General features: G+C 67.9%; 9 protein-coding genes. 8 read left to right on the forward strand and 1 reads right to left on the reverse strand.

The annotated features are described in order from the left end of the window. Window positions 1-1,241: 1,241 nt before the first annotated feature. From ACFV2O_RS28945 to ACFV2O_RS28980, 8 genes are all read left to right on the forward strand, one after another. Window positions 1,242-2,906: a hypothetical protein gene (locus ACFV2O_RS28945; RefSeq protein ID WP_379254561.1), complete on the forward strand. Its 1,665-nt coding sequence runs from the start codon at window positions 1,242-1,244 to the stop codon at window positions 2,904-2,906. A 45-nt stretch (window positions 2,907-2,951) separates the two neighbouring features. Further along, complete coding sequence (locus tag ACFV2O_RS28950; RefSeq protein WP_379254563.1) at window positions 2,952-4,415, forward strand: PE family protein; 1,464 nt, start codon at window positions 2,952-2,954, stop codon at window positions 4,413-4,415. A 22-nt stretch (window positions 4,416-4,437) separates the two neighbouring features. After that, complete coding sequence (locus ACFV2O_RS28955) at window positions 4,438-4,776, forward strand: hypothetical protein (protein ID WP_379254565.1); 339 nt, start codon at window positions 4,438-4,440, stop codon at window positions 4,774-4,776. Continuing rightward, entirely contained in the window at window positions 4,773-5,498 is a 726-nt protein-coding gene (locus ACFV2O_RS28960; protein WP_379254567.1) for a hypothetical protein, read from the forward strand. The genes ACFV2O_RS28955 and ACFV2O_RS28960 overlap by 4 nt, the downstream gene beginning before the upstream one ends. Then, the gene (locus tag ACFV2O_RS28965) at window positions 5,495-5,869 is read left to right on the forward strand and encodes a hypothetical protein (protein ID WP_364431815.1); all 375 of its coding nucleotides are present in this window, start codon (window positions 5,495-5,497) and stop codon (window positions 5,867-5,869) included. Before ACFV2O_RS28960 ends, ACFV2O_RS28965 begins: the two co-directional genes overlap by 4 nt. 37 nt (window positions 5,870-5,906) lie before the next feature. Continuing rightward, window positions 5,907-6,224, forward strand: coding sequence for a hypothetical protein (locus ACFV2O_RS28970; protein WP_364431818.1), 318 nt, complete (start codon window positions 5,907-5,909; stop codon window positions 6,222-6,224). A 7-nt stretch (window positions 6,225-6,231) separates the two neighbouring features. Further along, window positions 6,232-8,778 carry a hypothetical protein gene (locus ACFV2O_RS28975; protein WP_379254570.1) on the forward strand — a complete coding sequence of 849 codons (2,547 nt, stop codon included), beginning with the start codon at window positions 6,232-6,234 and terminating at the stop codon, window positions 8,776-8,778. Between the two features lie 147 nt (window positions 8,779-8,925). After that, complete coding sequence (locus ACFV2O_RS28980) at window positions 8,926-10,872, forward strand: type VII secretion target (RefSeq protein WP_379254572.1); 1,947 nt, start codon at window positions 8,926-8,928, stop codon at window positions 10,870-10,872. Window positions 10,873-11,295: 423 nt separating this feature from the next. Here the strand turns inward: ACFV2O_RS28980 and ACFV2O_RS28985 are convergent, their stop codons facing one another. Further along, window positions 11,296-12,414, reverse strand: a complete 1,119-nt coding sequence (locus ACFV2O_RS28985; RefSeq protein ID WP_379254573.1) for a hypothetical protein — start codon at window positions 12,412-12,414, stop codon at window positions 11,296-11,298. Window positions 12,415-12,420: the final 6 nt, after the last annotated feature.

Consider the following 12,420-nt stretch of genomic DNA (forward strand, 5'->3'; position numbering starts at 1 on the left):
CCACACCCCCACCCGGCGGCGCCGCCTCCACCCGCGGAGCCACCACACCACCCGGCGCACCCTCAACCGACTGACCCGGCTGCTGAACCGGCGGAGCCGCCTGCCCAGGGCCAACCGCCGTGCCCGGCAAACCAGCTCGAGACGGAACACCTGACTGACCGGACTGACTTGAAGCACCCGACGATGTCGACCCGGATTGGGCCGGCTGGACAGGAGCGCTTGCCTGCGCAGGTCCGGGCGACGGAATGCCCCGGGGCGCGGGCGCTGCGGACCCCGGCGGCGTACGTGAGTTGTCCGGTCGGCTCGACCAGGGCGTCACGGCGGGCGAAGGCGCCTCGGCATCTTCTTCTGGCCAGACCTCAGCGGTGGTCATCATTTCCCTCGGTACCTGGTGTGATGCGCGAGGCCGCGGCGGGCAACAGCAACTCACGGCGGCGCATTGGTTACTACGTCCTCCATCGTCATCAGCGACTCAGAAGTGATTGCAGCCATGATGATTCGTGGCATTCAGTGTATGTTCCGCGATCACCCATCCTGGCTGTTCCGGTCGATGCCTCGGTTCCCAATAATGGGAATCCTCGACAATGGTGGTGTCGAGAGGACCCCGAGCGTGGTCGAAGTCCAGCCGCAGGGCGACGTCGCCTCATCGCGTCTGCCTGCGGCGACAAGTTCGGCTGGCTCGATCGATACTCGCTGTACATCGAATAGGTGGATCGCATGGGCATTTTCGGTCTCGAATGGAAAGACGTCGCTGCGGGCGTAGCGAGCGGTGTGGGATTCGCGTTCGGTGGTCCAGTCGGCTCAGCGATAGTCGGCGGTGCGGTCAGCGGCATCTGGACCGGTATCGAAAGGGGTTCTTTCTCGGAGGGCTTGGAGGCCGGTCTGATCGGAGCTGCCGTCAGCGCGATTCCCGGTGGCGTGGTCGGTGGCGCGACGCGCGGCCTGGCAGGTGGCGGGTTGAGGGCATTGGGGGCCAGTCTGAGGGACGCCGGTCAGCTCATGGCGCGGAGAGGTTATGGCGGGTTCGCCGATCGATTGGCGTTCGCGAGAGCTGGCATGCCCAGGTTGGGTGCCGGCGCGCTGACCGCGGGTGTCAGCAACGCTCTGGCAAGCCGGGGGTATGACGCTTTCAATCCACATAAGGAGCCTGTGCAGCCTCAGCAGGCAATCCCCGACAAGCTCCCGGTGCGTCCGGCGGGTGTGGAATATCGAGGCACTAGTTCCGCCGCGCTGGTGTCTCCATGAGCGAGGACATGCCGACGCTGTACGTTCCGGATCTATATTCCAAACGGTGGCCGGCGGAGCGGCTCAAGCTGTATATCGCGGTGCACGACTTTCTGGAAGTAGACAAAGGCGACGACAAGTGCCTGCATACGACGCTCCAGATGGGCTGGGAATATCTCGGTAAAGGTAACGCGGAAAAAATGCCGATCAAGGCGCCGGTGCCGCAGGTCGATCTGAAGGACTATAAAGTCAGGTCGTCCGTGTTCGAGGACTATGCCATAGTAAACGACAAACTGGTGAACACTTTCGAGAAGATGGAGAAAAAGGACGTCGGGGTCGCGAAAAAAGTCCACGATTCGAAGGTATCCGTAGAGACCGCCAGAGACGGCTATAAGAACAAACTCATTCCATATCTCAACACCCAGGCCGCGACTCCGCCCCCGGATCTGGATGAAAACCGTCATGTCATGACGTACGTCACCGAAGGTTGCGAGAAATCTCTGCAGATCACGAACACGACGAAATCCGAGCAGGAAGACATCGCAAAAGACATCAAAGGTGATTCCGACGAGACCGAAAAGATGACCAAGGACCTCTCGGATCGAGTGAAGGCGCTGGAGACAGCCGCGGCCAATCCGACGGGGTATCCACCGAACGTCGACACGTCGAACTACCCCACGACCGGCAACAACGACCAGACCACCCCGCCTGCCGTGGACGACAGCGGCTTCCCCACCGGCCTGGACAGTCTCGACGACCCGAGTTCCGGCACGACGCCGACAAATCTGGACGGCACCGGTACGGACGGCACCGGTCTGAACAACCAGACACCCAACGGTATCGACCCCACCGGAACCACGCCGGGCGTGACGACACCCGAGACTCCGAGTGTGCCGTCGCCGGCCGCCACGTCGCCTGCGAGTTCCGGCCTGGACGCGATGTCCATGCTGCCGTTGATGATGGGGGCACTCGGGAATCGTTTCGGCGCCGACACGGACCTGAACAGCCGCCGCGCGGAGTTGGATCCGCGTCGCTACGACGACGAACTCGATTCGGTGTACCCGCAGCAGGTCGCGTCGCCGACCGTCGCGCAGCCCGCGGCCGTACAGCCTGCCGCGACGGCCCCCACGACGCAGCACACCGGCGCGCCGACCGGGACGACGACTTCCACACAGCCCGCGGTGGCGCCCGGTCGTACCCCGGGTGCGGACGGCAGCGTGGTCTACACCTTCCCCGACGGACGCACGCAGAAGGTTTCCGCGATGCGCGCCCAAGTCCTCGACGCGGCGTTCGGCAACAAGAGCGGCACCGACGCGCAGAAGGCGTACGAGAAGACGTCGTCGAAGTGGTCGGACAAGAAGCAGATCGGCGCTCCCATCGATCCTTTCCAGGCGATGACCGGAGACGTCGGTATCTGGGAGAAGCGCACGGCGGTTCTCGTGGTATTCCCTTCCGACACGGGTGGCACGATGGAAGTCATCGTCGACGGCGAGCTGAAACCGTGCAATCCAGCTGAGATGTCCGACAAGGCAGGAGAATTCGGTGCTTTCCAGGGGTTCGTGCACCCGAAGGACACCGATGTGACCGCGCCGGTGGACGGGGGCGCGCCCTCGGCGACGCCGGGCACGGCCGATCAGTCCGCGAACGCGGCAATGCCGGTTGTCGCGGTACCCGCGGGCTGATCGCGCGAACAATGTGGCAGCGGCAGATGAGGATAGGAGGTCGCGATGGCGCTGAATGTGGATCCGCAGGAACTCGTCGCTGCGGCGTCGAAACTCGCCGGGGTGGCGCGCGATACCGGGGCGGCGATACCCGGCGGATGGGTGGTACCCGCGGGAGCTGACCCGATTTCCGCCGCGGCGGTGCCGCAGCTCAACGCGCAAGCCGCGTCTCTGCTCAATGGCATGGCGGGTGTTCTCACCGATATCCAGCGCACCGCGTACAACATCGGCACGGCGGCAGCCGAGTACACCGCGGGCGATGACGAGGGCGCACGGGCCATCAACGGCAGCGGCGGTGAACGCCTGGCCAATCCCGTCGGCGATGTCCAGGAAATCGGCCAGCGGCGCCCGCCCGCGCTGAGGTTTCCCGTCGCGGGGGGCGCCGTCGACCCGTTGACCTTCGCCCAGCAGTTGCACTCGGGTCCCGGGCCGGGCGCGGCGAAGGGATTCGCGGACGCGTTGCGCAAGTTCGCCGGAGGACCGCACCTCGCGGTCGTCGACGGAGTGGACTCGGCGACGAGGTCGATGCAGCACTGGGAACCGGTCGGCGCGAAGGCGGCGTCGGAACTCGGCCGGCGCCGCGGATGGCTCGACCAGCTCGGCACGGGTCTCGGTCTGCTGGCCGACGGAATCGACACCTACAGCGACGCATTCCGCACCGCGAAAGCGAAACACCCCACGCCGGAGGAGATCATCGCCGCGCGCAAGGAGCTACTCGCGGCGATGCGCTCCAAGAACGAAGTCGGTATCCAAGCCGCGCTGGCGAAATTCAACGAACAGAACGCTCGTTCGGCGGAGACGATCACCGGATATTCCACCGAGGTCGGCTCGAAGGTCGGCACCGGCAAAGGCACCGGCGATGGCAAGGAAAGCGGTAACGGTGACAGCAGCGCGTTGAGCCAGATGCTGCCCGCTTTGATGAGTGCGATGACTTCGGCCGGAATGCCACTGAGTCAGCTCGGCAAGTCGGATCCGTCGGAGGCCTACGACGACTACGGCGTCGATGACTACGGTTACGACGATCTCGGCATTCCCAGCGGCCTCGGGACGGGCAGCCCGAGCGGGATGCCCGCCGGCAGTCCAGGTCTCGGCATCCCGGATGTCGAGGCCGAAACCGTCGCGGCGACCGCTCTTCCGGTGGCCGCGGCGGCCAGTCTGGGTTCGGGCATGCCCCGCACGTCGGTCATCGAACCACTCGCCGCGTCGTCGGCCGCAGGGGCAACCGCCGCGCGTGGCGGATCGCCGATGATGCCGTACATGCCGATGGCGCCGGGTATGGGCAACGCGGGAGGCAATGGCAACGACCGCAACCGAGTCGTGGCGTGGCATCCGGACCGCTTGATGTATGTCGATGACACACCGCACACCGAAGCGGTGATCGGCGAACGGCCGACCATAGCCCCGACCGTGACACCGCCGACGCCCGGCCCGGGCAACCAGACACCGACCCAATCCGGAGGTAACGCATGAGTGAGCGCAGCGAGGTGGAGCCATGAGTTCCATCCACCCGGACGTGCAGGCGGCTTTGGACGCCGCCCGCAATCTGCGGCACCGGATCGCCGAGATGCGGGAGAAGATCGACAACATCAGGGCACGCAGGCCGTCGCCCAGCGGCGCGGTCATCCCGGAAGTCGACGCGATGGGCAGGCTGACCGACCTCTACCTCGCGCCGGGCACCGCTGCTCGGCTGACCTGCCCCGAACTGGTCACCGAGATCATGGCCGCCATCCGGGAGAGCACCGCCGACGCGGCACGGCAGTACCAAAGCGTCATGGAGAACCCCGTCGACGCGGCCGAGCCGGTCGCCACCGCTTCCGGGCAGGCAGGATGACCGAGCCGGCCCCGGACGTCACCGTCGCGGATACGGTGCGGTGGCTGCACGACGAGGGGCTGGTCCGTCTGGCCGGGGTGGCGGACGGCATTTCGGAGACGATCGTCGCCTACACGATCGATATCGCCACCGGAACCGTCTCGGCGCACCCGGCGACCGGCGGCGCGGTCGGCGCGGACGTGGTGTCCCTGGCCGCCGACGATCTGCCGTACCCGGTGGGCACCGCCAGGCGTCTGGTGATCGCCGGTGTCACGAATACGGATTCGGTTCTCGTGGTCGACTTGGCGGCCACCCTCACCATCGCGATCAACGCCGACCATCCCGAGCAGGCGGCTCGCTCGTGGGTGCTGCAACTGCTGTTGAATCCCGAGGTCACCATCACCACCAACAGCGCGGACGTCGCGATCGGAACCAGCGCCCGGCTGCGGCAGAGCTTCATTCCCGGCGGCGGCGCGACCTTGATCAACGTCGACGACACCCGCCCGCCGCTCACGGCCGTCACCTTGAACGCGACCACCGATGGTCCAGACCATCTCGATGTGGCCACCGACGGCACCGGTGAGATGTATCTCGGCGCCCGGTTCTGGCAGTTGCGCCAAGTCATGCGCATCGAGGACTCCGCGTGGTCCGCGCTGGCAGCGCGTCTGGAATCGGTGTCCGACGAAGCCGACTACTTGATCGATCCTCGCCCCGGCGAACGAATCTCGGAGAGCAGCCGATGACCGACATGCACTCGTTCCAGGTCGATGACTTCGATGTCGACGACGACGGTGAGCGCGAAGCCGCCCCGCCGGACTGGCGGAACCTGACCTACGAGGTGTTCAACCCCGATCACACCGTCGGCGTCGGGTGCGACCGGGACGGGGAGATCATCGGCCTGTACATCACCGATGACGCCCGCGACAACGGCGACGAGTGGCTGGCGTCCCAGATCGTCAAGCTCGCGCGGTTGGCGCACGCGAAATCGCGTGTGGGCCTGCGGGCCGAGATGGAGTACAAGGGCACCCGTTCCTACACGATCGACTCGTTCGATCTTCCGACCGAGGCGTCGTATCGCGCCATGGAGGAATCCGAGTTCCGACGCGACACCTGAGTGCCGACCGCCGCAACGGCGAGACAGGACAGCGACAATGACCGACAGACTCGACACCGACCCGCCGCACGAGGTGATCGCCACCGCCTACAAGTGGGGGACGGCGATGACCACGACCGGCGGTCGGGCGAAAGGGACCGTCGACGGCTTCGTCGCGCCGCGGCGACCCGAATCGGAGCTCGACCGCCAACTCGTGGCGAAAACGGAGTGGATCAGGACCACCTTCGAGCGTGCGGTGCGTGCCAACGGCCGCCGGGCGGAGGCGACCACGCAGTTCGCGGCACGGATCTCCCACGCGCACGGTGACCACGATCGAGAAGGCGGCGCCGCGGTGCGTAGCGCCGAACCCATCTGACTCGCTGATGGAACCGGAGCGCAGCAGTCCGTACTGGACCGAGATCGTCAAAGACAACTGGCCGGCGATTTCGCCGGGGGACTGGGATGCGCTCGAACGTCTCGCGCGCGACGGCGCGGCGGGGTTGGATCTGCTCGAGGCCGACGGCAAGCGCCGCGATTTCGACGAACGGGTTCGCGCCAGCGCCGCTCTGGACCCGATCAAGGACGAGATGCTGCGCCAGAGCAAGAATCCGCAGGCGTTCGCCGACGCCTTGGAGGCGGCAGCCGACACCTTTCGCTTCTTCTCCGACCTCGTCTACCGGACACGCCACAAGATTTTGGACGTGGTCGATGAGGCTACCCGGAGGATCAACGCGACGAAGCGGGCCGCCGCGGCAGAGGAAGACGAAGCCGACGCCCAGGCGATCCGGAACCGGATTCCCGGAATAATCAACGCCGCCCGGGACGACGTCGAGGATATCGTCCGAGCCGCGCTCGGCGCGCTCGGCCCGAACGACCTGCCCAGTTTGAATCGGATCGGCGATGCGCTGAACCAGCCGGGGCCTTGGGAGCCGGAACACCGCAGGGCGCACGACCACAGCGGTGGCGACCACCAACAGAACCGTCCCGCCACGGATCACTCCGGCGGCCCACGGCAAGACGGATCACCGCGGGTGAACGGGCCGAAGGACGATTCGCCGGTTGCGGTGTTCCCCGAAAAAGTCGATCATCGACCGACTGTGGACCCGGGCGAGGTGCTGTTGCCCGGTGACGAACTCGGGCAACAACCGAATCCGGAGCCGGTGCAGGACACTCCGGTCGTCCCTTCGGCGACGAACCCTGTGCCCGACCAGCGCACGCCCGGTGGGACGACGACCGTCCCCGTGAGCAATTCGCCCGGTGGGGTCCTCGACAACGGGCCCGGTCTACCTGCCGCGAGTGGCGCGCCGCGCGCACACATCACCGACAGCGAGCCCCTGGCTTCGCATGACGATGTGCCGGAGGACGGCCACGACCAAGGTGTGCCCGGTGCGGACGCACACGGTTCACACGGAAGGGACCAAGATGTCTCGGTCGATAGAACCGAGTCCGCGAGTCCCGACCGTTCCACTACCGTTTCCGCGGCGGAATCGCACGACACCGTCGCACCCGACCAGATCACCGGTTCCTCCGTGCCCGGGGCCGACCCGGTCGCATCGGCGCCACCGCCGTTGATTCTTCCTCCGCCTGTCGCGGCGCCTGTTGCTGCCGCGCCGCCCGCATCGTCTGTACCGGCCACACCCGCCGCCTCGGCCCCCCCTCCCGGATCATCGGTCTCCGCTCCAGCGGCACAGGCGGGCTCGGGTCCGCCGCAAGTCCAGCCGAAGCAGACCACGGTCGCGCCGAGCGAAACCCGTGGACCGGCCGCCGCGCCCAAAGTCACGGCGGTTGGCGCGACGCCACCTCCCGGGGCGAGCGGCACCGGCCGGGCGCAGCCGCCGGAACGGACCGAACAGCGTGCTGATGCGGACAAGGACGATACCGACGACTCGATGCGCACCGTGGTGGGCGCGGCCATGACGTCGGCGGCCGCACCGGCATTCGTGCTGGGCGAGCGAGTGGATGGCGACCTGGTGCTGGCCCGCACGCTGCTCGGCGGCGTCCTTGCCGCGGGCGGCGACGCGGTCCTCGGGCTCGGCTGGGCAGTCTCGGTGATGCGTCATTCGAGCGGCATCACCGCGTTCATCACCTCGAACGAGGGCCGCGGCTGGATGCCCGCCGGGCTGTACCTGCCGCGTGAGATGTCCACGCCGTGGGTGTGGGAGGTGGCCCAGAGCGCGTGGGAGGGTGTCGCCGATCCCGCGCGTGTTCTGGCCGAATTCGGAATCGCCTGGGGCCGCAAGTCCGGTGCTCGGCTGACCGCCGTCGTCTCTTCGGAGGAAGTCGGTGCCGAGTTGCGCCGGCAATTGGGTGACGTGCCGATCGAAGGTGAAGTCCCCGCCGCTTCGGCGATGGACTTCAGCGCGCCGAAGCCGAATCTGGTCGACCGCCTCGAACTGATCGGAGCTCCCGCGCTGGTGCAGCGCGCCGCGACCACGCCGGAGTCGGAGATCGGAGTGCGATGCTGGGAGTTGGCCTGGGACGCGCATGCCCGGGTCCACAAGGCGGGTCTGGGTTCCCCCGCCGCGCTGGCAGCGCCTGCGACACGGGAGCGCATCCTCGGCGCGCTCCGGCAGGGCCGTGAGGTATCGCAGGAGTGGTGGGAGGAGCTGCGGGATGCCGACGACCTGCTCACCGCGACGATGCTGTCGCGGCGTGCCGATGTGTCCAGGGTCGCGCTGGGCGAGTTGCGCGCCGATCAGGCCGACGGCCGATACACATCGGAGATGAGCGCGTTGCGCGCCATGGTTTTCGAGCGCCGCTGCGACGAACTCGTGCTGCTGCTGGCGGAGGACGCGACACGCCGGCGTCTGCGCGACGCGGTGTACGCGCACGCCCAAATCGTGGGTCATCCGGACTTCGTCGCACCGGCTCCGGGCCCCGCTGCCGCCCGGACTCGTCGCCCGACCATCACCGCGGGTCCAGGTCGGTGAGGATGGGCCGGGCGCCGCAATAGACGAAAAACGCTACGGCCCAATGCCCACGAATCGAAGCGTTAACCGGGCAAACGCCGCGCACTACCCATGGCTGGGAAGGATTGACAATAGTGGGACGTGTGGTGGGAAAGGATCTGATCGAGCATGCCGAACAGCATGGAAATCGACCCTGCGGTTTTGCGTCAGCTGGCCGACCAACACCGCCGGGTCGCGGCCGACACCAGGGAGTGGGCCAAACCGCCCGCTGACTGGCTCGCGAACTTCCTGCCCACCTACGGCAAGATCGCCTATCCGGTCTACGAAGCGCTGGAGCGTTATTACGATGCGCGCCAGCGTGCGGGCGAGGCGCTGGCCAGTGAACACGACCGCACCGCCGACTCGTTGCAGGCGTCTGCGGCCGCCTATGAGCGGCATGAATCGGAAGCCGCCTCGGAGATCCGGCGGCTGATGGACGACTCCGGTCACACGTCCCCGACCGGGCTCGGCGGAAGCCCGACCGATCAGTACGGTCCGGGCGGCACGAGGACGCCGGTGGCGCCAGGCGACAGCCCCGTGTCGGCCGCTCCTACTTCGGCAGGCCCCGTTTCGGCGGGCCCGGCATCGGCAGGCCCGGCATCGGCCGATCCCGACGGCGCCCAGAACTACCCGCTCGGTACGTCGCCCGGCGGCCCGAACGGCGCGTCGCCCACTGGTACGGGTGTGCCCGGAGCGACCGCCGCGCCGACGGAATCGGTCGGCATCAACGGCGCTGGAACGCCGAACGCGGCCGGCGCGACGCCGACGACAACGGGGGGACCGTCGAGCAGCGGCGTGACCGCGCCGACGACCGCAGGCATGCCGCCCGGTGGAGTCGGGCCACTCAACGCGAGCCCGGACGACCGAGGCGCCACGCAGCCGACCAGCGGCGCGACCGGCCGGTCGGACATGCCGCCCATGCCGGTCCCGGTCGCGAGCCCGTTCGCCGCCGCCGTCGCCTCGGCGAAGGACAAGGAGGCCGAACCCGCCTACGTGGTGGGCAGCCCGGTGAACGACGATCTGGTGCTGGCCAAGACGCTGCTCGGCAGCGTGCTCGCCGCCGTGGACTCTCCGGTGGGTATGGCCTGGGCGGTCGCGGTGATGCGCGGTCCAGGGGGAATCGGCGTATTCATCACTTCCAACGAAGGACGTGGTTGGTTGCCCGCAGGACTGTTCCTGCCGCGTGAGGTTTCCACGCCGTGGAACTGGGACGAGTTGCTCGCGGCCGACGACGGTGCCGGTTCACCGTGGGAGGGCGTCACGGATCCGGCTCGGGTACTGGCGGAATTCGGCCTGGCGTGGGGCGGCAAAGCGAACGCGAGCTTGTCCGCCCTGGTCTCGTCCGGACCGATCGACCCCGGCTTGCGTGCCCGATTCGGTGACGCGGCGATGGAAGGACTCGTCGGTCCGGTCTACGACGTCGACCTGCGCGCGTTCACCCCCGACACGGCTGACCGCCTCGGTCTTGCTGGTTCGATCCCCGGCCTGGAGCATGTCGCGTCGGTGCCCGACGCGAAGGTGGCATCTCGATGTGTGGAGCTGGCCGCGGATGCCCACGCACAGGTCGGACGTTCCGGACCGGTGCCCGCCGAAGCCGCCACGTCGCGCACGGTGCGGGAACGGATCCTCGCCGAGTTGCAAGCCGGGAGGGCCGTGCCGCGCGCACTGTGGGACGAGCTGCGCGACGCCGACGATCTGCTGGCGGCCTCGATGCTCGGACAGCGGGTCGACGTGGGCCGCGTGGAGATCGGCCAGCTGCGGCTGGATGCCGGGGTTTCCCCGTTGCGCAGCATGGTTTTCGAGCGACGATGCAACGAGCTGGTGCTGCTGCTGGCCGACGAACCGGGCCGGCAGACTCTGCGCGACGCTGTCTACGCGCACGAACAGATCACGTTGCATCCGCAATTCGTCTCGACGCCGGCGCCCGTCTCCGCCGCCGTGCAGCCCGAGCGGGCCGCTCGGCCCGCGACGGTTCCCTCGGTCACCGCACCGGAAGCTGCCGGAGGGCCGCCGCCCAGCATCGTCGTCGCGCCTTCGACGCCGCCGCCGCCGGTGGCGCCGCCGGAGCAGTCGTGAAAGCTGAACTCGTCTAGAGTTTTCGGAGGTACGGACGCGGTGCGGTGGGGTTTCACACCCACCTCGCCGCGACCCGGATCGTGCGTACCCGCCAGCACCTTGCTACGCGAACCGGGCTGTGCAGGGGAGGCGAGGGCACACACTGGGCAGGGCACCGGCAATTCCGACCGAGTTGCGGCGACGGCCCACACCGGGGGTCAAGGACCGGTCGAAGACAGTAGCGCCGGTGGTTATACGGGGAGGCTGCGCTGCCGTGCTCATGGTGACCGACGCGGCCGACACCGATGGTTGTGTTGATCCCCACGGCCCGCGCCGACGCCCGTTCGCCGGACCCCGATCGTGCCAGGCCGATAGCTGGGATATCGAGCGTGCGAACCAGCTACACGCGGGATCACTTCGAGCGGCGACCCAACGGCCGCTCGACTATGCGTCGATGACCGAGCTTTCTTCCCGATCCGGTTCGCGCTCCTCCACCGCATCCTGCGCGGTCTGGCTGTCGGGCCGGTCGGCGGCGGACCTCTCCCTGGTCCGCCGAGCAGGGATGACGCCGGGTGATCCGGTGGCCGGAGCCCCGTTCTGTTCGCCGGGCGGCGCGGTATTCGCCGCCGGCGCCGCGGTGACGCCGCCGGGCGGCGCGGTGGCCGGTTGCGCTCCGGCCGGCTGCGCGTTCGGGGCGCCCTGCGGCGGCGCGACGGCAGGCGCGGCCTGGTTGCCGGGTTGCGGCGCTTGGCCCGGCTGTCCGGGAGCGCCGTTCTTCTGGTTCTCCTCGGCCTTTTTCGCCTTGTCCTCTTCGGCCTTCTGCATCATCTGGGGTATCTGCGAGATCAGCGGCATGGCCGCCATCGGCAGCATCGCCAGCATCGGCAACAGCGACGACAGTCCGCCGTCGCCGCCGCCACTGCTGCCGCCGGAGGTGCTTCCCCCGTTGGCCTGGCCGCCGCCCGAACTTCCGTTGCCGCTGCCGCTTCCGCCGCCGTTGGCCATGTGATCGTTGAGTTCGGCGATCGCGGTGACCTTGTCGTAGACCCGGTCCACCGCGGTGGCGACAGCTTCGAGATAGGGAAGCTCGTCTTTGGGCTTGAGTTTGCGCGTGCCCGCGCGCTTCAGCGTTTCGTTGAGGTTGGCGACGATATCTTGGATGGATTTCACAGCCCGCGCCTGCTCGCTGGCCACGGTCTGCGAGGTCCTGATCACCTTGTCGTCCATCTGCAGCAGTTGAAACTGCTTGGCCTCGACCTTGTCGACGCTTTTGCGATATTCCTCGTCCGCTTCGCCTTTGCCGAGGGTTTTGTAGAAGTCGGGCTGCAGCAGCTCTTCCACGTCCGGCGGCGGCTTGGGCATGCCGCGGCCGAGCAGGTCGACGGCGGTTTGGATGGCGGTCTCCGCCATCGCGATGAAGGCGCGCAGCCCTTCCGACGCACCGGGCGGGCAGTGCAAATGGATCGGCACCACATGTTTGGCGTCGGAGGCATAGCTCGCCAGGGTGGCGGATGCCGACGTCGTTGCCTTCTTGGCTTGGGTATTCGTCGCCGTCGTTACCATGCAGCC

The organism is Nocardia sp. NPDC059691 (assembly GCF_042733915.1).
GTDB lineage: Bacteria > Actinomycetota > Actinomycetes > Mycobacteriales > Mycobacteriaceae > Nocardia > Nocardia sichangensis.

What these genes read in the sequence shown, in the direction of transcription:
- ACFV2O_RS28945 (WP_379254561.1), top strand. Translation starts at nt 1,242, where the DNA reads ATGAGCGAGGACATGCCGACGCTGTACGTTCCGGATCTATATTCCAAA.
- ACFV2O_RS28950 (WP_379254563.1), top strand. Translation starts at nt 2,952, where the DNA reads ATGGCGCTGAATGTGGATCCGCAGGAACTCGTCGCTGCGGCGTCGAAA.
- ACFV2O_RS28955 (WP_379254565.1), top strand. Translation starts at nt 4,438, where the DNA reads ATGAGTTCCATCCACCCGGACGTGCAGGCGGCTTTGGACGCCGCCCGC.
- ACFV2O_RS28960 (WP_379254567.1), top strand. Translation starts at nt 4,773, where the DNA reads ATGACCGAGCCGGCCCCGGACGTCACCGTCGCGGATACGGTGCGGTGG.
- ACFV2O_RS28965 (WP_364431815.1), top strand. Translation starts at nt 5,495, where the DNA reads ATGACCGACATGCACTCGTTCCAGGTCGATGACTTCGATGTCGACGAC.
- ACFV2O_RS28970 (WP_364431818.1), top strand. Translation starts at nt 5,907, where the DNA reads ATGACCGACAGACTCGACACCGACCCGCCGCACGAGGTGATCGCCACC.
- ACFV2O_RS28975 (WP_379254570.1), top strand. Translation starts at nt 6,232, where the DNA reads ATGGAACCGGAGCGCAGCAGTCCGTACTGGACCGAGATCGTCAAAGAC.
- ACFV2O_RS28980 (WP_379254572.1), top strand. Translation starts at nt 8,926, where the DNA reads ATGCCGAACAGCATGGAAATCGACCCTGCGGTTTTGCGTCAGCTGGCC.
- ACFV2O_RS28985 (WP_379254573.1), bottom strand. Translation starts at nt 12,414, where the DNA reads ATGGTAACGACGGCGACGAATACCCAAGCCAAGAAGGCAACGACGTCG.